This window comes from Hydrogenophaga sp. FW305-3-2-15-A-LB1 (assembly GCF_058787875.1).
The window spans coordinates 1-23,780 of the sequence record NZ_JBYTAE010000016.1; the positions used below are offsets into that span (position 1 = coordinate 1).

Below are 23,780 nucleotides of genomic sequence, written 5' to 3' on the forward strand. Positions count from 1 at the left end.
GGCCTAATGTACGACACGCGTGTGACAGCCGGCCTTCCTGTAGCCCCTTTGTATAATCCCATGCCCTGTGAAGCAAGGGCGGCGCGCCCGCCCAAGGCCGTACCAGAACCCCAAGACGGTCTTTGCTTCGGAGGAGTTCCCCCCATGTTCGTTTTTGCGCATCGGCTTGCGTGCAGGCCCCACCGTGCCAGTCTCATCCTTGGGCAATTTTCATGAGCTCCACTGAACTGATCCGCACCTTCCTCGTCGACCGCCTGGGTGTCCAGCCCGATCAGGTGCTGCCCGAGGCCTTGCTGGCCGAGCTCGGGGTGGACTCGCTGATGCTGGCCGAACTGATGTTCGAAGCCGAGGACCGGCTGGGCATCGACATCCCCTCCGACGTGCAGCCGCCCAAGACGGTGGCAGAGATGCAGGCCGTGATCGATTCGCTGGCCGCGCTCAAGGCCGGTTGAACATGCGCCCCCACCGCGTCGCGATCACCGGCATCGGGGTGATCAGCCCCTACGGCGGTGATGCCCGGGATTTCTTCGAACGCCTGCTGGCCGGGGAATCCGCCGTGCGCCACCTGCGGGTGACGCAGGACCTGCCGCGCCCGCTGTCCCACCCGTTCGTGGGCTGCGCCGGCTTCGACCCCGAGGCCGCGCTGGGCAAGCCGCTGGCGCTGATGATGGAGCGTTTCGCCCAGCTCGGCGTGGCCGCGGCCTTCCAGGCCTGGGAGCAGGCCGGCCTGCCGCGCCAGGCCACGGACACCGAGGGCGCCGAGCGCGAGGCCTGGGGCTGCATCTGGGGCACCGCCCTGGGCGGCCTGGAGGCGCACGAGCGCGGTGGCCGCGATCTGTGGATCCGGGGGCGCGAGCGCGTCTCGCCGCTGTCGGTGGTGCAGGGCATGAACAACGCGGTCAACGCCCACATCTCCATCCAGCTCGGCCTGGGCGGCGTGAGCACCAGCCACACGGCGGCCTGCGCGTCCTCCAGCATCGCCATCGGCGAGGCCTTCCGGCGCGTGCGCAGCGGTGAGGCCACGGTGATGGTCACCGGTGGCTCCGACGTCTGCCAGTCCTACAGCGTGTTGCGCGCCTGGGACGCCATGCGCGTGATGGCACCCGGCGACGCCGACACCGCGCCCGCCGCCTGCCGCCCGTTCGCGGCCGACCGCGCCGGCCTCGTGCTCGGCGAAGGCGGGGCGGCGCTGGTGCTGGAGGCCTGGGACCACGCGGTCGCCCGCGGCGCGACCATCCATGGTGAAATCGTGGGCTATGGCACCAGTTGCGATCACAGCCACCTGGTCCGCCCGCACCGGCAGGGCCAGGTGCGCGCCCTGCGCGCCGCGCTGGCCGACGCCGGCCTGGCGCCGGCCGAGATCGGCTACGTCAACGCCCACGGCACGGCCACCCCCGAGGGCGACCCGGTGGAGGTCGCGGCCCTGTGCGAGGTGTTCGGCGACGGCGCCGCGGAGTTGCCCGTGAGCGCCACCAAATCCATGCACGGCCACCTGCTCGGCGCCGCCGGCGCGATCGAGGCCGTGGCCACCGTGCTGGCGCTGCGTGAGCAGGCCATCCCGCCCACCGCCCACCTGGCCGGTCGCATCGACCCCGCCTGCGAGGGCGTGGACCACGTGCTGCAAGGCCGCCGCCAGGTGCCGCTGCGCGCGGCGCTGTCCAATTCCTTTGCCTTCGGTGGCAGCAACGCCGTGCTGGCGTTCCGCGCGCCGCCCCTTTGAAGACCCCTTTTCCCGAGTGACCGTCATGACCCAACCCGTCTCCCCTGAAACCGTCGATGCCCTCTGGCCCGAGGTGGTCGCGCTGATCATCGAAGCCCTCAACATGGAGCTCGCGCCCGCCGAGGTGGATCCCGACGGCCCCTTGTATGGCGACGGCATGGGCCTGGACTCCATCGACATGCTGGAGATCTCGCTCGTCATTTCCAAACGCTATGGCTTCCAGATGCGTTCGGACAACGAGGACAACGAGAAGATCTTCGCTTCGCCGCGCGCCCTGGCCGCCCACATCGCCAGCCAGCGCACCCAGTGAGATGACCGCTTCCACGCTGCTGCGGGACCTCGGCGCGCTGCTCCTGATGGTGGCCTGGGTGATCGCGGCGCACGTGGGCAGCAACGGCTGGGGCAATGCCGACTTCAACGCCGCCGTGGCCGTGCTGCCCATCGCCGTGGCCGTGCTGATGGCGCTGTGGCGGCTGCCCCATTGGGCCGTGCGCGGGGCCGGCGTGCTGGCGCTGGGCGCCTTGCTGGCCTGGCTCTGGCCGCGGCTGCGCCACAACGTGGCCCTGCTGTACTACATCCAGCACCTGGGCATCCACATCGCGCTGGGCGTGCTGTTCGGCAAGTCGCTGCTCGGCCCAGGCGACGCCCTCATCACCCGCATGGCGCGGCGCATCTTCGGACCCGAGCTGTCCGAGCGCAAGCTGCGCTACACGCGCGGCGCCACGCTGGCCTGGACGATCTTCTTCTTCGCCAACGCGCTGGTCTCCACCGGGCTCTTCATCTGGGCGCCGCCGGCCATCTGGTCGATCCACGCCAACGTGCTGACCGGTCCGCTGATCGGCCTCATGTTCCTGGGTGAGCACCTCGTCCGCCTGCGGGTGCTGCCGCCGCACGAACGCCCGGGCCTGGCCGACATCCGGCGCGCCTACCAGCGCGAGTCGGCGCGCCGCAGCGCCGCGCCACCACCGCCATGAACGACACCCTGCCGTTGATCGGGGCCCACGGGCTCGACGATGTGTTCGCCTGGCGCGCGCAGGGCGCGGTGCGCGTGCGCGAGTTCCTGGCCGACGCGCACGCACTCGCCGCCCGCCTGCCCGAGGGCGGCTGGCTGCTCAACGTGTGCGAAGACCGCTACCACTTCGCGGTCGGTTTCGCCGCCGGACTGCTGGCGGGCAAGGTCAGCCTGCAGCCCTCGTCGCAGTCGCCCGAAACGCTGCAGCGCCTGGCGGCCGACTACCCCGGCGTGTCCTGGCTGGGCGACCGCCCCGGGGCGGTGCCCGACCTGCCCGGCCTGGTGTTCCCCGATCTTGCCGTGCAGCTCCGGCCCGAGATCCACGACATGCCCCGGCTGGACGCCGAGCGCGTGGTCGCCATCCTGTTCACCTCGGGCTCGACCGGCCTGCCCCAGCCGCACCGCAAGACCTGGGGCAAGCTGGTGCTCAACGGTCGCGCCGAGGCCACGGCCCTCGGCCTCATGCAACGGCCGCAATCCATCGTGGGCACCGTGCCCATCCAGCACAGCTACGGTTTCGAGTCGACCTTTCTGATCGCGCTGCACGGCGGCTGCCAGTTCGCGGCCGGCAAACCCTTCTACCCGCAGGACATCGTGGCCGCGCTGGACGCCGTGCCGCGCCCGCGCATGCTGGTGACCACGCCGTTCCACCTCTCCGCGCTGCTGGCCTCGGAACTGCCGCTGCCGCCCATGGACCTGGTGCTCTCGGCCACCGCGCCGCTCAGCCCCGATCTCGCGCGCCGCGCCGAAGAACGCTGCGGCGCGCCGGTGCACGAGATCTACGGCTCCACCGAATCGTCCGCGCTGGCCAGCCGCCGCACGCTCGATGGCGCGGCCTGGCGGCTCATGGAGGCCGTGCACCTGGAGCACGAGGGCGACACCACCTACGCCAGCGGCGGGCATGTCGAAGGCCGCGTGCCGCTGGCCGACATCATCGAGTCCGGCACCGAGGGCTGCTTCCTGCTGCACGGCCGCCATGCCGACCTGATCAACATCGCCGGCAAGCGCACCTCGCTGGCCTACCTGAACCACCAGATCGGCGCGCTGCCCGGCGTGGTGGACGCGGCCTTCTTCCTGCCCGATGAGCTCGGCGACGACGGCGTGACGCGCCTGACCGCCTTCGTGGTCGCGCCCACGCTGGACGCCCGCGCGCTCATGGCCGGCCTGCGCCAGCGGCTGGACGCGATCTTCCTGCCGCGCCCGCTGGTGTTCGTCGAGGCGCTGCCGCGCAACAGCACCGGCAAGCTGCCGCGCCAGGCCTTGCAGGCGCTCTACACCGAGAAAGTGGGCCCTGGCCATGGACGCGGCTGAGTTCCACTGGGCCGTGCCGCCCGACCACCCGGCCTTCGCCGGGCACTTCCCGGCGCGCCCCATCGTGCCGGGCGTGGCGCTGCTCGATCAGGCGATCGTGTTCGCGGGACAGATGCGCCAACGCCCGTGGCAGGGCGGGTGGCAGGTCGCGCAGGCCAAGTTCTTCGTGCCGGTCGGGCCGTCCCAGGTGCTGCGCTTCGCGCTGCAGACCACGCCGCGCGGCGCCATCGCCTTCAGCGTGAGCTGCGAAGGCCGCGAAGTGGCGGCGGGCAGCCTCGTGCCCCCGGCGCCATGAGGGGCGACACGCCACCCGAGTGGATGCGCCAGCGCGAACGCAGCCACCTTGGCGCGCTGCGCTTCATGGTCTGGCTCTCGCTCACGCTGGGCCGCCCCTTCGGCCGCCTGGTGCTGCGTTTCGTCACCCTGTACTTCGTGCTCTTCTCGCCCCGCGCGCGCCGCGCCGGCCGCGACTACCTGCGCCGCGCGCTCGGCCGTGCGCCCACCTGGCGCGACGGTTACCGGCACGTGTTCAGCTTCGCGAGCACCGTGCACGATCGCATCTACCTGCTCAATGACCGCTTTGATCTGTTCGACATCACGTTCGTGGGCGACGACGCGCTGCACGATATCTTGCAGCGCCAGCGCGGCGCCCTGCTGCTCGGCGCCCACCTGGGCAGCTTCGAGGTCCTGCGGGTGATGGCGCATGCCCGGGCCCACGTGCCCGTGGCGATGATGATGTACGAGGACAACGCGCAGAAGATCAACGCCATCCTCAACGCCATCAAACCGGGCGCCCAGCAGGACGTGGTGGCGCTCGGCCACCCCGATACCATGCTCAAGGCGCGCGACAAGCTCGACGACGGCCACCTGGTCGGCCTGCTGGCCGACCGTTCCCTCGCCAACGACAGCACGGCAGAATGCATGTTTCTGGGCGCGCCGGCGCGGTTCGCGGTCGGGCCCTGGCGCATGGCCGCCATGCTGCGCCGGCCGGTGTTCTTCATGGCCGGCCTGTACCTGGGCGACAACCGCTACGAACTGCGTTTCGAGCTGCTGGCCGATTTTTCCAACGTCGAGCGCGGCGAGCGCGACGCCGCCATCGCGCAGGCCATGCAGGCCTATGCCGACCGCCTGAGCGAACTCTGCCGCCGGGCGCCTTACAACTGGTTCAATTTTTACGAGTTCTGGCAACGCACATGATCCGACGACTCTTCTGCGGCCTCGCGCTGCTGGGCTTCACCGCCCTGGCGCACGCCGCCCTCGATCTCGACCAGCTGATGGCCGAGCTCGCCCGCAACCCCGGCGGGCAGGCGAAGTTCGTCGAGAAGCGCCACCTCGCGCTGCTCGACAAACCCGTCATCGCCACCGGCGAGATGCGCTACACGCCGCCCGACCGGCTGGAGAAACGCACGCTCACGCCCCAGGTCGAGACCATGGTGCTCGACAAGGACACGCTCAGCGTGGAGCGCGACCGCCGCCGCATGACGATCCGCCTGAGCGCGCGCCCCGAAGTGGCCGCCTTCGTGGACAGCATCCGCAGCACGCTCGCGGGCGACCGCGCCGCGCTGGAGCGCCACTACAAGCTCTCGCTCAGCGGCAGCCTGGAGGCCTGGGTGCTCGTTCTGGTGCCCAACGACGAGCGCATCACCAGCCTGCTCAAAAGCATCACCGTCAAGGGCGTGCGCCAGCAGGTGCTGGGCATCGACTACCTGCAGGCCGACGGCGACCGCACCGAAATGACGATCGAGCCGACGCCATGACCCGAAGCGTGTGGCGTGCCCTGCTGATCTGGCTGGCGGCGATGGCCGTCGGCCTGGGCCTGTTGTGGAACACGCGTTTCTCGGCCGACGTCTCCTTTTTCCTGCCGTCCAAGCCCACGCCCGAGCAGTCGGTCATGGTGGACCAGCTGCGCGAGGGCGCGGTCTCGCGCCTGCTGATGCTGGCCATCGTCGGCGGCAGCGCCGACCAACGCGCCAACGCCTCGCGCGCGCTGCGCGCCTCGCTCAAGGACGAGCCCAGCCTGGACACGGTGCAGAACGGCGAGGCGGAGGCGCTGGACGCCGCGCGCGATTTCCTGCTCGACCACCGTTACGTGCTCAGCGGCGCCGTCACGCCCGAGCGCTTCAGTGTGGAGGGCCTGCGCAGCGCGGTGAACCACAGCGTGGACCTGCTCAGCTCCTCGGCCGGCCTGCTGTTCAAGCCCTACCTGGCGCGCGACCCCACCGGCGAGCTGGTGGAACTGGTCTCGGGCCTGAACGCCGGCGTGCAGCCCAACGAGCAGGACGGCGTGTGGGCCTCGCGCGACGGCGAACGCGCCATGCTGGTGGTGCAGACGCACGCGCTGGGCTCCGACACCGACGGCCAGGCCGCCGCCATCGACCTGATCCGCGAGCGCTTCGCGCAGGTCGTGCAGCAGCAGCCCGGCCTGCAGGCCCTGACGCTGGAGATGTCCGGCCCCGGCCTGTTCGCGGTGCGCGCGCGCGCCACCATTCAGGAAGAGGTCAGCCGCCTCTCGCTCATCAGCACGGCCATCCTCGCGGTGATGCTGGGCTTCGTCTACCGCCGTGGCCGCCTGATGTTGCTCACGCTGGTGCCGGTGCTCAGCGGCACCCTCGCGGCCATCGTGATGGTGGGCCTGGTGCACGGCACCGTGTTCGGCATCACCGTGGGCTTCGGCGCCGCGCTCATCGGCGAGGCGGTGGACTACGCTATCTACTACTTCGTGCAGTCGGGGCGGCAGGGCGTGGGGTCCTGGCGCGAGCAGTACTGGCCCACCATCCGCCTGGGCGTGCTCACCTCGGTGCTCGGTTTCGGCGCGCTGCTGTTCTCGGGTTTTCCGGGCCTGGCGCAGCTGGGCCTGTACGCCATCACCGGCGTGCTCACGGCCGCGCTGGTCACGCGCTACCTGCTGCCCCAGCTCGCGGGCCCGGGCGTGCACCTGCACGACGGCGCGCGCCAGGGCCGCCTGCTGCGCCCGCTGGTGGACCATGCCACCGTGCTGCGCTGGCCGTTGCTGGCGCTGGTGCTGGTCTCGTGCGTGTACCTGGTGCAGGAGCGCCACGATGTCTGGCAGTCCGACCTGTCCGCGCTGTCCACCGTGAGCCAGGCCGAAGGCGAACTCGATGCGCGGCTGCGCGGCGACCTGGGCGCGCCCGATGCGCGCTACATGGCCGTGATCACCGCGCCCGACCGCGAGAGCGCGCTGCAGGCCGCCGAGCGCGCGGGTGCCAAGCTGCGGCCGCTGGTCGAGCAAGGCCTCATCGGCGGTTTCGACACCCCGGCGCGTTTCCTGCCGAGCGAGGCCACGCAGGCCGCGCGCCGCGCCAGCCTGCCCACGCCCGAAGAACTGCGCGAGCGGCTGCGCAGCGCGCTGGTGGACGCACCGCTCTCGGCCGATCGCCTGCAACCCTTCCTGGACGACGTGGCCGCCGCGCGCGGCGCACCGAACCTCACGCGCCAGGACCTCGAGGGCACGGGCCTGGGGCTGGCGGTGGACGCGCTGCTGATGCAGCGCCCCAGCGGCTGGAGCGTGCTGCTGCCCCTGCGCCCCTCGGCCGAGGCCACCGGCGCGGACATCCCGGTGGCGGCCGTGCGCGAGGCGCTGGCCGGCAGCGGCGCGCTCTTCATCGACCTCAAGGGCGAATTCGACACGCTCTACGGCGAGTACATCGACGAGGCCATCGTGCTCTCGCTCGCGGGCTTTCTCGCCATCGTCGTGGCCATGGCCTTCGTGCAGCGCAGCGCGCTGCGGCTGGCCAGCGTGATGCTGCCGCTGGTGATGGCGGTGCTGGTCGTGATCGCCGGCCTGCACTTCTTCGGCGTGCGCCTGCACCTGCTGCACCTGGTGGGCATGCTGCTCACCGTGGCCGTGGGCTCCAACTACGCGCTGTTCTTCGACCGCCTCGCGCTCGGCGAGGTGCTGGACGACGAGACCCTGCTGTCCATCGGCGTGGCCAGTTTCACCACCGTCATCGGTTTCGGCGTGCTGGCCTGGTCGACGGTGCCGGTGCTGCACGCCATCGGCGTGACGGTGGGGCCGGGCGCGGTGCTGGCGCTGGTGCTGTCGGCGGCCTTCGCCGTCAGAAGGCCCGCGCCGTGAAGGCCTTGCGCACGGTCGGCACCTCGGGCGCTGCGCCGCAGCTGCTCGTGATGCTGCCCGGCGTGGCCATGCGGCCCGAAGAGCTCTTCGAGGCCGGCTTCGCCGACGCCATCGAACGCCGGGGCCTGGCGCTGGACCTGCTGGCGGTGGACCTCAGCGGGCTCGGGCTCGACGCCGTCGACACCTGGGACGCCTTGCAGCACCAGGTGCTCACCCCGGCGCGCGAGCGCGGCGCGCGCGTGTGGCTGGGCGGCATCTCGCTCGGTGGCATGGTCGCCATGGCGCACCTGGCCGCGCGGCCCGGCGTGGCCGACGGCTTGTGCCTGCTCGCGCCCTACCCGGGCAGCCGCCCGAGCGTGAACGTGATCGAGCGCGCCGGGGGCATCGATCGCTGGCAGCCCAGCGCGCAGGACCTGCAGGACCCCGAGCTGCGCGTGTGGCAGTGGCTGCGGCAGCCGCCCGCCGGCCTGCCGGTGTTCGTCGGCCACGGCACCGAGGACCGGTTCGCCGCGCGCATCGCGCAACTGGCCGAGCGCTTCCCGGCCGCCTCGCGCCACACCGTGCCGGGCGGGCACGACTGGTCGGCCTGGCGGCCGCTGTGGGCGCGTTTCCTCGATGCCGGGCACTTCCACTGACATGGCCACGAAGCGCTGGAGCCCATCCCCCTTCCTGAGCGCGAGCGCCGCCGTGCACGGGGCGGCCGTGCTCGGCACGCTGGCCGTGCCGGCCGCCTGGCCCTGGGCGGTGGGCGCGCTGGTGGCCAACCACGCGCTGCTGGCCGGTGCCGGCCTGTGGCCGAGCGCGCGCCTGCTCGGGCCCAACCTGATCCGCCTGCCCGAGGCCTCGGTGCGGCGGCGCGAGGTCGCGCTGACCATCGACGACGGGCCCGACCCCGAGGTGACGCCGCGCGTGCTCGACCTGCTCGACGCCGCGAGCGCGAAAGCCAGTTTCTTCTGCATCGGCCGCATCGCCGAACAGCACCCCGCGCTGTGCCGCGAGATCGTGCGGCGCGGCCACCGCGTGGAGAACCACGGGTACGCGCACAGCAACGCGTTTTCGCTGTTCGGCCCGGGCGCCATGCGGCGCGACATCGTGCGCGCGCAGGCCACGCTGGCCGACCTCACGGGCGAAGCGCCGCGCTTCTTCCGCGCCACCGCCGGCCTGCGCAACCCCTTCCTCGACCCGGTGCTGCACGGCCTGGGCCTCACGCTCGCCACCTGGACGCGCCGCGCCTACGACACCCGCACCGGCGACCCCGAGCGCGTGTTCCAGCGCCTCTCGCAACACCTGGGCCCGGGCGACATCGTGCTGATGCACGACGGCCACTGCGCCCGCACCCGCGCCGGTGAACCCGTCATTCTCGTGGTGCTGCCGCGCCTGCTGCAGACCCTCGCCGAGCGCCAGCTTCCTCCCGTCACCCTGAACCAAGCCCTGCCCCCATGAGCCGTCAATCCGTCCAGCTGCTGGTCAACGAAGCCAGCCAGACCTTCCGCCCCAGCGGGCGCTTCGCCTACCACTACGCGCGTGGCAAGCTCGGTTACGACAGCATCTTCCACGAGATGCTGCGCCGCGGCCTGCTGCCCGAAGGCGGCCACTACCTCGACCTCGGCTGCGGCCAGGGCAGCCTGTTCGCCTGGCTGCTGGCCGCGCGCCGGCTGCACGAGCAGGGCCGCTGGCCGGCGGGCTGGGCGACGCCGCCACAGCCCAGGAAGCTGCGCGGCATTGAGCTCATGCAGCGCGACGTGGACCGCGCCGCGCGCGCCTTCGGCCCGCAGCACCCGGTGGTGCGGGTGGAGCAGGGCGACATGAACGCGGTCGACTTCGGCCGGCCCGACGCCATCCTCATCCTCGACGCGCTGCACTACTTCAGCCACGAGCAGCAGCGCGAGGTGCTCGCGCGCATCCGCCAGGCGCTGCCGCCCGGGGGCGTGTTCCTCACCCGCATCGGTGACGCGGGCGCGGGCCTGACCTACCGCATCTGCAACGGCGTGGACCGGCTCGTCACCTACACGCGCGGGCACCGCCTGCCGCGCCTGTACTGCCGCACCCTGCAGGACTGGGTGGCCGAGCTGCGGCAGCTGGGCTTCGTGGTCGAGACCGAGCCCATGAGCGGGCGCAAGCCGTTCGCCAACGTGATGCTGGTCTGCCGGGTACCGCACTGAGCGCGGGCGGTTTTCCTGCCACCATCTGAGACAATGCCCGACCCCGTTTTTGCCCCCTGCCCGTGAAGCCCCTGCTGCTGTCCGCCTACACCGCCACCACCTGCCTGGGGGTGGGACTCGATGCCCACCGCGAGGCCGTGCGCCAAGGCCGCAGCGGGCTGCGGCCCTGCCATTTCGAAACCGTGGAACTGCCGACCTGGGTGGGTGAGATTCAGGGCGTGGACGCCCAGGCGCTGCCCGCCTCGCTGGCCGCCTACGACTGCCGCAACCACCGGCTGGCCTTGCTCGCGCTGCGCGCCGACGGTTTCGAAGACCGCGTGCGCGCTGCCGTGCAGCGCCATGGCGCGGGCCGCGTCGGCGTCTTCATGGGCACCAGCACCTCGGGCATCCTGGAGACCGAGCTCGCCTACCGCCAGCGCGATCCCGCCAGCGGCGCGCTGCCCGCCGCCTTCAGCTACGCCACCACGCACAACCCGTATTCGCTCAGCGAGTTCCTGCGCGAACACCTGGGCATCACCGGCCTGTCCATGACGATCTCCACCGCGTGTTCGTCCAGCGCCAAGGTGTTCGCCGCCGCCGCGCGCCAGATCGAGCTGGGCACGATCGACGCGGCCCTGGTCGGCGGCGTGGACTCGCTGTGCCTGACCACGTTGTACGGTTTCGCTTCGCTCGAACTCACCTCCGCCGAGCCCTGCCGACCCTACGACGCGGGGCGCGACGGCATTTCCATCGGCGAAGGCGCCGCCTACGCGCTGCTGGAGCGCGGCGCTGACGCCCCCGACGCGCAGGCCGTGTGGCTGCTGGGCGCGGGCGAGTCCAGCGACGCGCACCACATGTCCGCGCCGCACCCCGAAGGCCTGGGCGCGAAACTGGCCATGGAGGCCGCGCTGCGCTCGTCGTCCTTGAACGCGGGCGACATCCACTACATCAACCTGCACGGCACGGCCACGCCGGCCAACGACAGCGCCGAGGGCAAGGCCGTGGCCGCCGTGTTCGGTGACCGCGTGCCGTGTTCCTCCACCAAGGGCGCCACCGGCCACACCCTGGGCGCGGCCGGTGCGGTGGAAGCCGTGCTGTGCGCGCTCGCCCTGGTCGACGGCTATGTGCCCGGCAGCCCTGGCACGCGCGAGCGCGATCCCGCCATTCCGCTGCGCTACCAGCTGCGGGGCGAGCCCGCCGCGTTGCGCCACGCGCTCACCAACTCCTTCGGCTTCGGGGGCAGCAACTGCAGCCTGGTGTTCGGGAGGGCGCAGGCATGAACGCGCCCCTGACCGCCTGGATCACCGGCATCGGCCTGATCGCGCCGGGCCTGCCCGACTGGCCCAGTGCGCGCGCCGTGCTGCGCGGTGAGCAGGCCTGGACCTCCGCGCCCTCGGTGCTGCCCACGCCCACGCTGCTGCCGCCGGCCGAGCGCCGCCGCGCCAGCCGCGTGATCAAGCTCGCGCTGGGCATCGGCCTGGAAGCCGCGGCCGGCGCCGACGTGTCCACCCTGGCCACGGTGTTCAGCGCCTCGGGCTCGGACGGCCACAACTGCCACGCGCTGTGCGAGCAGCTCGCCACCGACGACCGCCACATCTCGCCCACGCGCTTCCACAACTCGGTGCACAACGCACCCGCCGGCTACTGGGGCATCGCCACGAAGTCGATGGCGCCGTGCCAGGTGCTGTGCGCCCACGACGGCAGCTTCGGCGCCGGCCTGATCGACGCGCTCGGCCAGGTGGTGCTGGACCGCCAGGCCACACTGCTGCTGGCCTACGACAGCGAGTACCCCGAACCCCTGTTCGCCAAGCGGCCCGTGGCGGACTGCGCGGGCGTGTCCCTGCGGCTCGAATGCGAGCCCTCGCCGGACGCGCTGGCGCGCATCACCGTGCAGACCACCGAAGCGCCCGCGCGGCCCCTGGAGCAGGCCACGCTGGAACCCTTGCGCGCGACCATTCCCGCGCTGCGTTCGCTGCCGCTGCTGGAGCGCCTGGCGCAAGGCCGCAGCGGTGAGGTCTGCATCGACTACCTGCCCGGCCTGCGGCTCGCGGTCCGGATCGACCCCGCATGAGCGCAGCGCCGGGCCGTTCCCAAGCAAGCTCGCACCGCGGCCCGCAGGGCGAAGGTGCGCCAGTGAGTCCGGCCACGCTGAACCACGCCGGCATCGCGGCCCGCATCCCGCACCAGGGCACCATGTGCCTGCTCGACGCCGTCACCGAGTGGTCGGCCGATCACGTGGTGTGCCGCGCCGTGGGCCACGCCGACCCGGCGCACCCGCTGCGCGCGCACGGCCGCCTGGGCGTGGCCAATGGCATCGAGTACGCGGCCCAGGCCATGGCGGTGCACGGCGCGCTGGTGGCCGGCACCGAGGCCGCGCCGCGCCAGGGTTACCTCACCAGCGTGCGCGGCGTCAGCCTGCACGCCGAGCGGCTGGACGACCTGCCGGGCCCGCTGGACGTGCGCGCCGAGCGCCTCTCGGGCGATGCCTCCAACGTGCTCTACCGCTTCACCGTGGGCCACGCCGGCCGCTGCCTGCTCGAAGGGCGCGCGGCCGTGGTGCTCGACGCCGACTCCCTGAACCCCAACAAGGACCCGCAGCCATGAAACGAGCCCTCGTCACCGGCGGCAGCGGCGGCATTGGCGCGGCGATCTGCCAGCGCCTGGCCACCGACGGCCACCACGTGATCGTGCACGCCAACCGCCAGCTCGACAAGGCCCAGGCCATCGCGTCGACCATCCGCGACAGTGGCGGCAGCGCCGAGGCCGTGGCCTTCGACGTGACCGACCGCGTGGCCACCGCCGCCGCGCTGGCCACGTTGACCGAGGCGGGTGCGATCCAGGTCCTGGTGAACAACGCCGGCATCCACGACGACGCCGTGTTCCCCGGCATGAGCGGCGAGCAGTGGGACCGCGTGCTCGATGTCTCGCTCAACGGCTTCTACAACGTGACGCAGCCGCTCACCATGCCCATGATCCGGAAACGCTGGGGCCGCATCGTGAGCATCTCGTCCATCGCCGGCCTCATGGGCAACCGGGGGCAGGTCAACTACGCGGCCGCCAAGGGCGCGCTGCACGCGGCGAGCAAGTCGCTCGCGCTCGAACTCGCCAGCCGGGGCATCACCGTCAATGCGGTGGCCCCGGGAATCATCGAGACCGACATGATCGAAGGCGCCTTCGACGCCGAGGCCATCAAGCGCCTGGTGCCCATGCAGCGCGCGGGCCGCGCGGACGAGGTGGCCGAGCTGGTGGCGTTTCTGGTGTCCGACAAGGCGGCCTACGTGAGTGGGCAGGTGATCTCCATCAACGGTGCGATGTGCTGAGGGCCTGCCTGTGAAACCTGAAAACCTGTCCCCGTTCATCCTGCTGTGCGGCCTCGCGGCGGGCCTGCCCGCACAGGCGCAGACCGAGACGCCCCCCACGCTGGAGACCTGCGCCGCCATCGGCGCCGCGGCCGACCGCCTGACCTGTTACGACAAGCTCGCCGGGCGCGCGTCGGCGCCTGCCGCCCCGGTGGCGCAGCAACCGTTCGGCGGCGAAGCGGCCACGGCGGACCCGACCCCCTCGCTGCTGTCGCAGTCGGGCGGGCAGCTGCCCCCGGCGGCCGCACCGGCGTCTTCCAGCAGCCTGCTGGCCAAGTTCTGGGAGCTGGACCCGGCCGACAAGCGCGGTGTGTTCAATTTCGTGGGTTACCACCCGAACTACGTGCTGCCCGTGCACGTCACCTCCCGCATCAACCGCTCGCCCCAGTCGCCGACGCAGGCGGCCGTGACCGCGCCCGACGATCGCCGGGAAGAGGCGAAATTCCAGCTGTCGCTGCGCACCAAGTTCCTGCAGAACGTGGGTTTTCCTGGCGCCGATCTGTGGGGCGCCTTCACCCTGCAGACGATGTGGCAGGTCTACAACCACGCCGACTCGCGGCCCTTTCGCAACACCGACTACCAGCCCGAGTTGATCTACGTGGTGCCCACCGCGCCGCAGTTCCGCGCCTTGCCGCTGGGTTGGCAATGGCGCTTCACCCAGCTGGGCCTGGCGCACCAGTCGAACGGGCAGTCCGACCCCTTGTCGCGCAGCTGGAACCGGGTCTACCTCGGTGCCGGCTTCGAGCGCGGCAACTGGACCTTCACGACGAAACTCAACAAGCGGCTGCGGGAACGCGAAGAGAACGACAACAACCCCGATCTCATCGACTACCGGGGCAAGGCGGAGTTCAACCTCGGGTGGGCGAGCGGGGTGCACACCGCGTCGCTGGTGCACCGCAGCACGCTGCGCGGTGGCAACCGCGGGAGCACGTCGCTCGAATGGACCTACCCCGTGGTGCGCGACCAACCCAATGGGCTGCGCTGGTACGTGCAGCTGTTCAGTGGTTATGGCGAAACGCTGTCGGACTACAACTTCCGCCAGACCAGCCTGGGCGCGGGCGTGAGCTTCCTGCAGTTCTGAGCCGGCCGTCAGGGATGGCGCAGCGCGCTGGCGCCGCGCGCCGCGCTGCGCAGCTTGGGTTCCACGATGGGCACCGTGAGCATGGTGCTGGCCACCGCCATCAGCAGCAGCGCGGTGAAGGTCTCGCTGGTGATCACCTGCTTGTCCAGCAGGATGTTGGCGAAGATGATCATGATCAGCGCCTTGGTCTGCAGCAGCCAGCCGATCAGGGAGGCCTCGCCCGGCGGCCACTTCAGCACGCGGCCGGCCAGGTGCACACCGATCAGCTTGCCACTGACCGAGGCCAGCAGCAGCAGGGCCGCCATGCCGAACACCGCCGCACCGCCCACGTCCCAGTTGGTGCGCAGGCCGGTGGAGAGGAAGAACACCGGCATGATCACCAGCAGCACGTGGTGGCGCAGCTGGTCCAGCTTGTCCTGGTCGAACCAGTCGGCGTCCATCACCACACCGGCCAGGAAGGCGCCCACCATGTAGTGCAGGCCCGACCAGTCGGCGCCGAAGGCGCAGACCGCGAGCCAGATCAGCGCGACGGCCCAGCGGTCGGCTTCGGCCAGGCGGCGCATCAGGTGGCGGAAGGCCCAGCTCAGCACGACGAAGGCGAGGATGAAGGCGCCCTGTTTGCCCACGCGCTGCCAGTCCATCAGGATCAGCGCGAGCACGCCCCAGATCGCGATGTCGTCCACGCTCGCGTAGCGCAGGATGCGCTGGCCCAGCGGCTGGCGCAGCAGCTGCAGCTTCTCCATCAGGAGGATCAGGATGGGCAGCGCGGTGACCGCGCAGGCCATGCCCACGCCGAGCACGAACTGCCAGGGCCGCGCGGACGCGCCCATCCAGCCCGGCATGCCCAGCATCACCAGCGCTGCCGCGCTGCCCAGCAGCAGCGGCGCGCCCAGGGCCAGACCGGCGGTGATGCCGCTCTCGCGCCGGTGTTTCCAGGCCTGGCGCAGGTCGAGTTCGATGCCCGCGATCATCACGAACAGCATCACGGCCCACCACGCGATGCCGTTGAGCGACTGGATCACCACCGGGCTGAAGACGAAGGCGTGGTACTCGGGGAAGGCCTTGCCCAGCACGCCGGGGCCGAGCAGGATGCCGGTGACGATCTGCACCACCACCAGCGGCGCCCAGTAGTCGGTGCGCCCCAGCCGCCAGATCAGCCACGGCACGGTGAAGATGATCGCCATGGCGATCAGGAAGATCTCGGTGGTGTTCATGGCGGTGCGGGTGTCAGCCGGTCAGGCGCCGCCAGAGCAGCAGGGGCAGGCGCAGCACGAAGCCGGTGAACAGGCGCGTGTGCATGCCGCTGAGCAGCAGGTTGTCGCGCAGGTAGTTGAAATGCGAGACGCCACCCTCTTCGGGCGTGAAGTAGCGCACCGGGGCGTCGATGTTGATCGGCCGCACGCCGGCCCAGCTCAGGCGCACCACGGCCTCGGGGTCGAAGTCGAAGCGGCGCATGAAGCGCGTGCCGTGCATCACGCGCATCAGCGGCGCGATCGGGTAGACGCGAAACCCGTAGAGCGAATCGCCGATGCCGAAGCCCAGCGTTTCCAGGTTGGCCCAGCCGTTCGAAAGCTTGCGGCCCAGCACGCGCACCAGGGGCGCTTCGGGACCGAACACCGGCTTGCCCAGCACCATGGCCTCGGGCTCGGCCTGCGAGGCGGCCATGAAGTCGGGGATCAGGGTTTCGGGGTGCTGGCCGTCGGAGTCCATGGTCAGCGCGTGCGTGAAGCCCTGCTGCGCCGCGACCGTGATGCCGTGCAGCACGGCCGAGCCCTTGCCCTGGTTCTCGGGCAGCACCAGCACGCGCAGGCCGGGGTCGCTGGCGGCCTCTTCGGTCAGCCAGTCGGCCGAGCCGTCGGTGCTGCCATCGACCACCACCCACACGGGCGTCCATTGCGCGCGCGCGGCGCGCACCGTGGCCAATACCTTGCGGCCCGGGTTGTAGCTGGGAATGAGGACCAGGTGCGTGGTGCTGGAAACGGGCATGGATCAGGCGGCGGCGGACGACGCCATCGGTGGGGAAGAGGGGTCGAGCATGGCACGGAAATAGTCTTCCAGCTCCTGCGTGAAGGCGCCCGGGTTGCGTGGCGCCTCGAAACGCCGGCCCAGGCGGATGCGGCAGGTCAGCGGCAGCAGGGGGCGGCGCCAGATCGGCCAGCCCTTGCCCAGGTAGGGGCTGGAAAACTCCACGATCAGTGTCTGCACCGGCACCTCGGCGCGGGCGGCGATCAGCGCGGTGGAGCGCGAGAGCGGGTTGATCGGGTTCGCCGGGTAGCCGCGCGTGCGCGTGCCCTCTGGGAAGATCAGCACCTGCGCGCCCTGCTGCAGCTCGCGGCGGCAGTTCAGCACGGCGGTGAGCAGGTTGTCGTTGCGCACGTAGCGCGCCAGGCGCGCGCCCGCGCCGAGCAGCGGGTTGTCCATCAGGTCGGCCTTCATGAAGCAGACCGCGTTGGGCAGGCGCGAGGTGATCAGCACGGCGTCGAGCAGCGAGGGGTGGTTGGCCGCGATGACCATGGGCCCCTGGTCGCGCAGCGCATCGATCTCGGACAGGTCGAAGCGGCAGGCGCACAGCAGGCGCAGGATGCCGACGTACAGCCGAAAGCCGCGCATGATGGCCTGGCGGCCGAGCCAGCGGCCCAGCGGCCGGGGCAACACCGGGTACAGGGCCAGCGCCGGTGGCGTCCAGCTCAGGCACACCAGCGCCAGCGCGCTCAGGCCCACCACCATCGCGAGGTGCTCGTACACGCTCCACAGCAGCGAGGTCGGGCGGGTCGCCGCCGTGCTCATGGCGACCCCAGCGGGTGGATGGCCTGGCTCTCGATTTCCACCAGCAGGTCGGCGCGGCAGATGTCGGCCTGCACGCACACCAGCGAAGCGCCGCGCAGCAGCGGCTGCAGCGTGCGCTGCACGGTGTCCACGTCGGCGGCGTGGCGCACGTAGGCGCGGTGGCTCAGGCCGGTGAACGAAAACGGCCGGCCCGAGCGCGCCACGCGGTTGGCCTCCTGCACCAGGCACTCGATGTTGCGCGCGGTCTCCTCGCACTGCGCGGCCACATCGCCGGGATGCACCGTGGCGTGCCCCACGATGCTGGCCGTGCCCGAGACGAACAGCGCCTCGCGCCCGCGCGGGTAGGCCAGCGCGGCGCGCGAAAAGGTGGGGGCGCGCGGCCCGTACTGCGAGGGGTAGCGCCAGGCACTCACCTGGCGCGGGTTCTCCAGCGGCACCACCGGCGAGCGGCCGGCCAGGAAGGCCACCGAGAGCGGGCCACCGGCCACGCCGATGGCGCAGGCCGCGGGCACCTGGCCGCCGGTCTCGCGCTGCGCGTGCACGAAGGCTTCGTAGCGGCCCAGGTTGAACTGGCGGTAACGCTCCAGCCCGTGCGACTCGCCGTTGATGTCGGCCATGTAGTTCCAGACCCGCCACAGGTGCGGCGTGCCCTGCGCGCGCAGCAGGCGGAACAGGCGCTCGTAGAGCAGCCGGCTCGCCGTCTGCAGCGGCGAGCCGCCCTCGGCCGGGGGGGCCTGTTCGGCCTCATTCAGCTCGATCACGCCATAGAGCAGTTCGGCGTTGCGGCACCAGTGGATGCCCTCGTCGCGGCCTTGGCGCAGTGGGCCGTCCACGCGCCAGTGCTCGTGCACCGCTGGCGCGCCCGCGGGCAGCACGGGCGCGCGCAGGGGCTGGTGCGGCCAAGCCATCGGGCCCAGGTCTTTCGGTTCCCCGATCGACATGCCGCCCAGCACCTCGCCGTCGGCGGGCGCGGCGGACGCCCGGCTGATGGTGTGTTGCAAGCTCACGGCGTGCGGGCCAGGGCGGTTTCGTCCGCGGGCCGGATGTTGACGCGGCGCTTGCGCCAGGCGTTGAACGCGCGGCGCGGCTGGGTGAGGTTGGCCAGCAGGTACAAGGTCTTGAAGGCCAGCATCGACCGCCCGATCGGCGCGCCGCCATACACGTCGCCCGCCAGCGTGGACAGCAGGGCTTCTTTCACGCGGAAGATGTTGCGTGGGCCCATGAAGAAGTCGCGCATGATGGGGTTGGTCACGCGGTAGATGAACCACGAGAACGCCTTCGGTCCGTGGCGGCTGTGGCGGTCGAAACGCCTGAGCGCCGCGCGCGCCTGTGCGGGCTGGCGCAGGCAGATGTCGATGGTCTGCGCGCCCAGCTCGCCGCCGTTCATGGCCAGCCACACGCCCGAGGAGAACACCGGGTCGATGAAGGTGTAGGCGTCGCCCAGCATCAGGTAGTTGTCGCCGTGATTGCGCTGCGCGGCGTAGGAAAAATTGCCGGTGGCCTCCACCGGCGCCACCCGGTGCGCGTCCTTCAGGCGCTCGGCCAGGCCCGCGCAGGTGGCCACGTTGTCCATCAGGAACTGCTCCACGCTGCGGCCTGCGCGCGTCTTCATGTGGTACGGCCAGGTCACCATGCCCACGCTGGTGACGCCGCCCGTGAGCGGGATGAACCAGAACCAGCCGTGGTCGAACCAGAAGATGGTGATGTTGCCCTCGGCCTCGCCGGTGTTGCGGCGCGCGTTCGCGAAGTGGCCGTAGACCGCCGCGCTGTTGTGGTTCGGGTTGCGTTCCTTGATCTTGAAACGGGATGCAAGAAATGTGTCGCGGCCCGAGGCGTCCACCAGGAATTTCGCGTTCCACACGCTGGTGCGGCCGTCGTCGTGCTCGGCGTGCACGCGCACCGAGCGGTCGGGCAGGAACTCCACCGAGCGCGCCTTGCAGCCTTCGTGCACCTCCACGCCTTTTCGGGCGGCGTTGCGGAACAGGATCTCGTCGAACTCGGCGCGCTTGACCTGGTAGGCGTAAGGCATGGACTTGTCCCAGGCGTCGGCGAACTCGAAGGTCTGGGTGTGCGCGTGGTGCGGCGAGACGAACTCGGCGCCCGGCTTGTGCTGCCCGATGGCGCGCACCTCGTCGGCCACACCCAGGCGCTCCAGCAGAGGCAGGTTGGCCGGCAGCAGGGATTCGCCGATGTGAAAGCGCGGGTGGTGCGCCTTCTCGAGCATCACGACGCGGTGGCCCTTGCTGGCCAGCAGTGGAGAGACGGTGGACCCGGCGGGCCCGCCACCGATCACGAGCACGTCACAGGTCTGGTGGTCGGCGCCTGGATGGTCTGGGTTCATGGCCGGGATGCTCGGGCAGTGGACAGTCCAAAATTGTACGGTGTCAAACGAAGGTGGTAGCGCCCGAAGCGGCATTGGTTACAAGCGCGGGGCGCTGAACTTTTCGGAGATGAGATTCACCCAGTCGAAGCCCTTCAGCTTTCTGGCAACGACCCCATGAACTCCAGCTTCCCCTCGTCCAGTGTTTCCATTCCACTCGGTGGGACGTCCCTGCACGGGGTCACGGATTTGATGAAAGACACGCAATTCAGAGAATTCACGAAAGAGATGGTGAAGAACTACGAGGACGCCCAGGAAGAGCAGAAGGTCCGGGAGGTGCCGGCAGAAGATGCCTTCGCTCAGGAAGTTGTCCGAAGCGCCAGCGCCCACCAGGCCCCCGTTCGCCTGAACCTCCTCAACCGCGGCGAGAAGAAGGACCAGGACGACCTCAACGGCAGCCAGCAGAAATTCATCTCTCGCCAGGGCGCGCCCTTGGTGCAGGTGCATGCCGAGCCACAGCTGTCCCCGCCGCCAAGGGTGCTTCGACCGGGCCTTCTTTCGCGCCTGAGCACGGGTTGCCTGAACTTCGTCCAGCGCTGCTTCGGGCGCCCGGCCGGCTGACCCGTCGCCCCTTCCCAATGCGGCCCACGGCCGCTTCGAGCGCCCGCCACAAGCCGCACAGCGTGGCATTTCTCGCACTTCATCGGAATGGATGGGCAGCGGGGCAATGAGCTTGTTACAAAATGCCGCATCGCCCTTGCCCGTGCGCGACGCCCATGGCGCGACAGGGCCATCGACCCGATCGGAGCACCATGCGACTGCACATTCCCCTGGCCGCCGTTCTTGTTGCCGCGCTGTTCAGCGCTGGGCCTGCCGCCGCCCAATCGCGCGGCGATCGGCTGACCACGGCGGAGCAGCAGTGCCAGCCCGGGCGCGAAGCGCGCGCCGCGGTCGCCAAGGGCGCGCCGGTCCCCGAAGGCGCCATGCCGCTGCAGGTGCCCGGCGCGGTCACCATCTCACCGCGCGAGGCCCACTGCATGATCGAGCAGATGGGGCTCGGGCTGGCCGTGGTCGCGGCCATGCGGACGCAGGACAAGATCCCGGGCACCCTGGTCGAAATGCCCCAGGTGGCCGGTGATTCGGACGAGATCCGCCAGGCGTACGCCAAAGCCTTTCAGCGGTTCACCGGGGGCGAGAAGGACACGCCCATGCTTTTCTACTGCCACCATGACCGCTGCCAGCTGTCGGTGTTCGCCGTGCAGCGGGCCGTGGAGGCCGGCTACCGCAAGCTCTACTGGTTGCGCGCGGGCAACAGCGGGTGGGTGAATGCCGGGTTGCCGCTCGAGCGCGATCTGGCGGCCAAGGCGTCGGCCGAGAAAGCCCAGGAGGCCACGCGGTATGCCCAGGTGGGTGTGCGCACCTGCGGCTTCGACGTCACCGACCAGGATTTTGTGGCGATCGCGCTGAAGTCGCCCACGGACCTGCTGCTGACCGCCAACCTGCGTTCGGCGGCCCAGCAGAGCAGAAACGTGCGCACGGAATGCCTCAAGGGCGTGCGCGAGCAAGTGGCGAAACTCGACACGCAAAGCCCCGCGCTGGCCGAGATCGACGCCCTGGTCGCCCGCACGCCGGAGGAGGTCGACCGGGCCTACAAGGCCGCCCGCGCCCGCGTCGAGGCCTCGCCTTCGACCCACCTCAAGGCGCCGTTGGACCAGATGTTCCTGCCTGCCTTGAAGATGGCCCTGGACGAGGCGCGCGCGTCGAGATCGGCGCGTCAGATGTGCGGGACCTTCGACCGCGCCATGCCCTCGAACCAGGCCCAATGGAACGCCGCCAAGACGGGACTCGATGAATACCGGACCTGTCTGGATCGCCTGGAGAGCCGGGCCGAGAGCGCGTTCACGCAGGCGGCCATGGGACACACCAGCGGCGGCGACTTCAATGCCGACGAGGCCGTCGCCCTGGTGACCGGGTCGGCGCGTTACCGCTGCTCCGTGCACGCCGCCTCGGGCTGCCTGCCGGACGCCAGCTGGGACCGCGTGGCCGTGGTCGCCACGCCCGCGAACATCGCCGCCTTCGAGAAAGCCCGCAGCGACCGGCGCAACCGGTCCAGCGACATCGACACCCTGCGCGCCGAGGCCAACAACTGGGTGGATCGCTTCAATGCCCACCTCGAGCAGCAGGAGGCGTCGCGTGCCCGCTCCAGCAGCGCCGGTGGCTACAACCCGGCACCATCGAACAGCGCCCCGCCGGTGCGCCGCTCGTACAGCACCTCGGCCCCCGGGATGAAATAGACCCCCGGCCTCAGAGCTTCTCGGTCTCGCCGCTGCGCGGCTGCCATTTCATGAGCCGCTTCTCGATCCGGCCCACGGCCGCGTCGAGCGCCAGCGCGAACAGCGTGAGCACGACGATGCCGGCCATCACGGTGTTGATGTCGAAGCTGCCCTCGGCCTGCAGGATCAGGTAGCCCACGCCCTGGCTCGACCCCAGGTACTCACCCACCACCGCGCCCACGAAGGCCAGGCCCACCGAGGTGTGCAGCGAGCTGAACACCCAGCTCGTGGCGCTGGGCAGGTACACGTGGCGCAGCAGCTGCTTCTGGCTCGCGCCCAGCATGCGCGCATTGGCCAGGATCACCGGGCTGACCTCCTTCACGCCCTGGTAGACGTTGAAAAACACGATGAAGAACACCAGCGTCACGCCCAGCGCCACCTTGCTGGCGATGCCCAGCCCGAACCACACCGCGAAGATGGGCGCGAGGATGATGCGCGGCATGGAGTTCATGGCCTTGATGTAGGGCTCCAGGATGGCCGAGGCCATGGGCGAGAGCGCCAGCCACAGGCCGCCGGCCAGGCCGCCGATGGCGCCGATGGCGAAGGCCAGCACGGTCTCGGTGAGCGTCACGCCCAGGTGCTGGTAGATGTCGGCGTCGCGCACGAACCAGGTCCAGATGCGCTCGGCCACGCGCAGCGGCTCACCGAAGAAGAAGGCGGCCTGGCGGTCGTTGTCGAACATGAAGGGCGGCACCAGCCCGGGCGTGGTCATCAGGTACCAGAACACGATGAGCGCCACCAGCAGCGCCCCTTGCCACAGGCGCAGCGTGGAGGGCTGCGGTTTGATGTGCTTCCACATGGGTTCAGGCCGCCTTGAGTTGTTGCTGGTAGCCCTTGAGCACCTCCTCGCGCATCACCGCCCAGATGGCGGCGTGCAGCTCGACGAAGCGGGCGCTGGTCTTGATCTCGGCCACGTCGCGCGGGCGCGGGATGTCGATGGCGAACTCGCCGATCGGGTGGCTGGCCGGGCCGGCGCTGAGCACCACCACACGGTCGCTCATGGCGATCGCCTCGTCCAGGTCGTGCGTGATGAAGAGCACCGCCTTCTTCTTCGCGGCCCAGAGGTCGAGCACCTCGTTCTCCATCAGCTGGCGGGTCTGGATGTCGAGCGCGGAGAAGGGTTCGTCCATCAGGATGATGTCGGGGTCGAGCACCAGGGTCTGCGCCAGGCTGGCGCGCTTGCGCATGCCGCCGCTCATCTGGTGCGGGTAGCGGTCACCGAAACCGCCCAGGCCCACGCGGCGCAGCCAGTCCTCGGCCTGGGCGCGCGCCTCGACCTCGGCCACGCCACGGAACGACAGGCCCGCCATCACATTGCCCAAGGCGGTGCGCCAGGGCATGAGGCTCTCGGTCTGGAACATGTAGCCGGCGCGCGTGTTGATGCCCTGCAGCGCTTGCCCGAACACCCGCACGCTGCCGGTGCTGGGCGCGAGCAGGCCGGCCGCGACATTGAGCAGCGTGCTCTTGCCACAGCCCGTGGGGCCCACCACGCTCACGAACTCGCCCGCGCCCACGGTCAGGGTGACGTTCTGCACCGCCGTGTAGCGCTGGCCGGGGTCGTCCTTGCTGATGAAGGTGCAGGACACGCCCTGCAGGTCGATCGCGGCTGGACTCGTCACA

At 70.7% G+C, this 23,780-nt stretch carries 26 protein-coding genes; 19 read left to right on the forward strand and 7 right to left on the reverse strand.

Features of this window, described 5'->3' with window-relative positions; genetic code table 11:
- Positions 1–212: 212 nt before the first annotated feature.
- The 17 genes from AC3WPZ_RS06695 to AC3WPZ_RS06775 all read left to right on the forward strand — a co-directional run bounded on the left by AC3WPZ_RS06695 (position 213) and on the right by AC3WPZ_RS06775 (position 14,720).
- Positions 213–452 carry an acyl carrier protein gene (locus tag AC3WPZ_RS06695; protein WP_382162947.1) on the forward strand — a complete coding sequence of 80 codons (240 nt, stop codon included), beginning with the start codon at positions 213–215 and terminating at the stop codon, positions 450–452.
- Positions 453–454: 2 nt separating this feature from the next.
- Positions 455–1,720 (forward strand): beta-ketoacyl-[acyl-carrier-protein] synthase family protein, encoded by a 1,266-nt coding sequence (locus tag AC3WPZ_RS06700; RefSeq protein WP_492438723.1) that lies wholly within the window; start codon positions 455–457, stop codon positions 1,718–1,720.
- A 25-nt stretch (positions 1,721–1,745) separates the two neighbouring features.
- The gene (locus AC3WPZ_RS06705; protein ID WP_291114403.1) at positions 1,746–2,030 is read left to right on the forward strand and encodes a phosphopantetheine-binding protein; all 285 of its coding nucleotides are present in this window, start codon (positions 1,746–1,748) and stop codon (positions 2,028–2,030) included.
- Between the two features lies 1 nt (position 2,031).
- Entirely contained in the window at positions 2,032–2,694 is a 663-nt protein-coding gene (locus AC3WPZ_RS06710; RefSeq protein WP_492438725.1) for a COG4648 family protein, read from the forward strand.
- Entirely contained in the window at positions 2,691–4,043 is a 1,353-nt protein-coding gene (locus tag AC3WPZ_RS06715) for an AMP-binding protein (RefSeq protein ID WP_492438727.1), read from the forward strand. The genes AC3WPZ_RS06710 and AC3WPZ_RS06715 overlap by 4 nt, the downstream gene beginning before the upstream one ends.
- Complete coding sequence (locus tag AC3WPZ_RS06720; RefSeq protein WP_382162937.1) at positions 4,030–4,338, forward strand: ApeI family dehydratase; 309 nt, start codon at positions 4,030–4,032, stop codon at positions 4,336–4,338. Before AC3WPZ_RS06715 ends, AC3WPZ_RS06720 begins: the two co-directional genes overlap by 14 nt.
- Entirely contained in the window at positions 4,335–5,240 is a 906-nt protein-coding gene (locus tag AC3WPZ_RS06725) for a lysophospholipid acyltransferase family protein (protein WP_492438729.1), read from the forward strand. The genes AC3WPZ_RS06720 and AC3WPZ_RS06725 overlap by 4 nt, the downstream gene beginning before the upstream one ends.
- Positions 5,237–5,800: a LolA-related protein gene (locus tag AC3WPZ_RS06730; protein ID WP_382322868.1), complete on the forward strand. Its 564-nt coding sequence runs from the start codon at positions 5,237–5,239 to the stop codon at positions 5,798–5,800. Before AC3WPZ_RS06725 ends, AC3WPZ_RS06730 begins: the two co-directional genes overlap by 4 nt.
- Positions 5,797–8,139 (forward strand): MMPL family transporter, encoded by a 2,343-nt coding sequence (locus AC3WPZ_RS06735; RefSeq protein WP_492438731.1) that lies wholly within the window; start codon positions 5,797–5,799, stop codon positions 8,137–8,139. The genes AC3WPZ_RS06730 and AC3WPZ_RS06735 overlap by 4 nt, the downstream gene beginning before the upstream one ends.
- Entirely contained in the window at positions 8,136–8,774 is a 639-nt protein-coding gene (locus tag AC3WPZ_RS06740) for an alpha/beta fold hydrolase (protein WP_492438733.1), read from the forward strand. The genes AC3WPZ_RS06735 and AC3WPZ_RS06740 overlap by 4 nt, the downstream gene beginning before the upstream one ends.
- Before the next feature lies 1 nt (position 8,775).
- On the forward strand, positions 8,776–9,582 hold the full coding sequence (locus AC3WPZ_RS06745; RefSeq protein WP_444688000.1) for a polysaccharide deacetylase family protein: 807 nt from the start codon (positions 8,776–8,778) through the stop codon (positions 9,580–9,582).
- Positions 9,579–10,301 (forward strand): methyltransferase domain-containing protein, encoded by a 723-nt coding sequence (locus tag AC3WPZ_RS06750; protein ID WP_382322872.1) that lies wholly within the window; start codon positions 9,579–9,581, stop codon positions 10,299–10,301. The genes AC3WPZ_RS06745 and AC3WPZ_RS06750 overlap by 4 nt, the downstream gene beginning before the upstream one ends.
- A 62-nt stretch (positions 10,302–10,363) precedes the next feature.
- Complete coding sequence (locus AC3WPZ_RS06755; RefSeq protein ID WP_492438736.1) at positions 10,364–11,560, forward strand: beta-ketoacyl-[acyl-carrier-protein] synthase family protein; 1,197 nt, start codon at positions 10,364–10,366, stop codon at positions 11,558–11,560.
- Positions 11,557–12,351, forward strand: coding sequence for a beta-ketoacyl synthase chain length factor (locus AC3WPZ_RS06760; RefSeq protein WP_492438738.1), 795 nt, complete (start codon positions 11,557–11,559; stop codon positions 12,349–12,351). Before AC3WPZ_RS06755 ends, AC3WPZ_RS06760 begins: the two co-directional genes overlap by 4 nt.
- Entirely contained in the window at positions 12,348–12,884 is a 537-nt protein-coding gene (locus tag AC3WPZ_RS06765) for a hotdog family protein (RefSeq protein ID WP_492438740.1), read from the forward strand. Before AC3WPZ_RS06760 ends, AC3WPZ_RS06765 begins: the two co-directional genes overlap by 4 nt.
- Entirely contained in the window at positions 12,881–13,600 is a 720-nt protein-coding gene (gene fabG / locus AC3WPZ_RS06770; RefSeq protein WP_382162919.1) for a 3-oxoacyl-ACP reductase FabG, read from the forward strand. The genes AC3WPZ_RS06765 and fabG overlap by 4 nt, the downstream gene beginning before the upstream one ends.
- A gap of 10 nt (positions 13,601–13,610) precedes the next feature.
- Positions 13,611–14,720 carry a phospholipase A gene (locus tag AC3WPZ_RS06775; protein WP_492438742.1) on the forward strand — a complete coding sequence of 370 codons (1,110 nt, stop codon included), beginning with the start codon at positions 13,611–13,613 and terminating at the stop codon, positions 14,718–14,720.
- Positions 14,721–14,728: 8 nt separating this feature from the next.
- Here AC3WPZ_RS06775 and AC3WPZ_RS06780 read toward each other — a convergent pair whose 3' ends face one another.
- Genes AC3WPZ_RS06780 through AC3WPZ_RS06800 form a run of 5 tightly spaced genes read right to left on the reverse strand, consistent with a single transcriptional unit; the run spans position 14,729 to position 19,848 of the window.
- Positions 14,729–15,934: a cation:proton antiporter gene (locus tag AC3WPZ_RS06780; RefSeq protein WP_444688005.1), complete on the reverse strand. Its 1,206-nt coding sequence runs from the start codon at positions 15,932–15,934 to the stop codon at positions 14,729–14,731.
- A 13-nt stretch (positions 15,935–15,947) separates the two neighbouring features.
- On the reverse strand, positions 15,948–16,706 hold the full coding sequence (locus tag AC3WPZ_RS06785; protein WP_382322876.1) for a glycosyltransferase family 2 protein: 759 nt from the start codon (positions 16,704–16,706) through the stop codon (positions 15,948–15,950).
- 3 nt (positions 16,707–16,709) lie between these two features.
- On the reverse strand, positions 16,710–17,507 hold the full coding sequence (locus AC3WPZ_RS06790; RefSeq protein WP_382322877.1) for a lysophospholipid acyltransferase family protein: 798 nt from the start codon (positions 17,505–17,507) through the stop codon (positions 16,710–16,712).
- Complete coding sequence (locus AC3WPZ_RS06795) at positions 17,504–18,514, reverse strand: chorismate transformation FkbO/Hyg5 family protein (RefSeq protein WP_492438744.1); 1,011 nt, start codon at positions 18,512–18,514, stop codon at positions 17,504–17,506. Before AC3WPZ_RS06795 ends, AC3WPZ_RS06790 begins: the two co-directional genes overlap by 4 nt.
- Positions 18,511–19,848 carry an NAD(P)/FAD-dependent oxidoreductase gene (locus AC3WPZ_RS06800; protein WP_492438746.1) on the reverse strand — a complete coding sequence of 446 codons (1,338 nt, stop codon included), beginning with the start codon at positions 19,846–19,848 and terminating at the stop codon, positions 18,511–18,513. The genes AC3WPZ_RS06795 and AC3WPZ_RS06800 overlap by 4 nt, the downstream gene beginning before the upstream one ends.
- A gap of 156 nt (positions 19,849–20,004) precedes the next feature.
- Between AC3WPZ_RS06800 and AC3WPZ_RS06805 the strand changes: the two genes are divergently transcribed.
- Together AC3WPZ_RS06805 and AC3WPZ_RS06810 are read left to right on the forward strand one after the other, a co-directional pair.
- A complete protein-coding gene (locus AC3WPZ_RS06805; protein WP_492435313.1) occupies positions 20,005–20,448 on the forward strand; it encodes a hypothetical protein in 444 nt (147 codons plus the stop codon).
- Between the two features lie 191 nt (positions 20,449–20,639).
- Complete coding sequence (locus tag AC3WPZ_RS06810; RefSeq protein ID WP_492435315.1) at positions 20,640–22,121, forward strand: rhodanese-like domain-containing protein; 1,482 nt, start codon at positions 20,640–20,642, stop codon at positions 22,119–22,121.
- Positions 22,122–22,131: 10 nt separating this feature from the next.
- Here AC3WPZ_RS06810 and AC3WPZ_RS06815 read toward each other — a convergent pair whose 3' ends face one another.
- Complete coding sequence (locus AC3WPZ_RS06815; RefSeq protein WP_382322881.1) at positions 22,132–22,959, reverse strand: ABC transporter permease; 828 nt, start codon at positions 22,957–22,959, stop codon at positions 22,132–22,134.
- Positions 22,960–22,963: 4 nt separating this feature from the next.
- Positions 22,964–23,779, reverse strand: a complete 816-nt coding sequence (locus AC3WPZ_RS06820; protein WP_492438748.1) for an ABC transporter ATP-binding protein — start codon at positions 23,777–23,779, stop codon at positions 22,964–22,966.
- Position 23,780 lies beyond the last annotated feature (1 nt).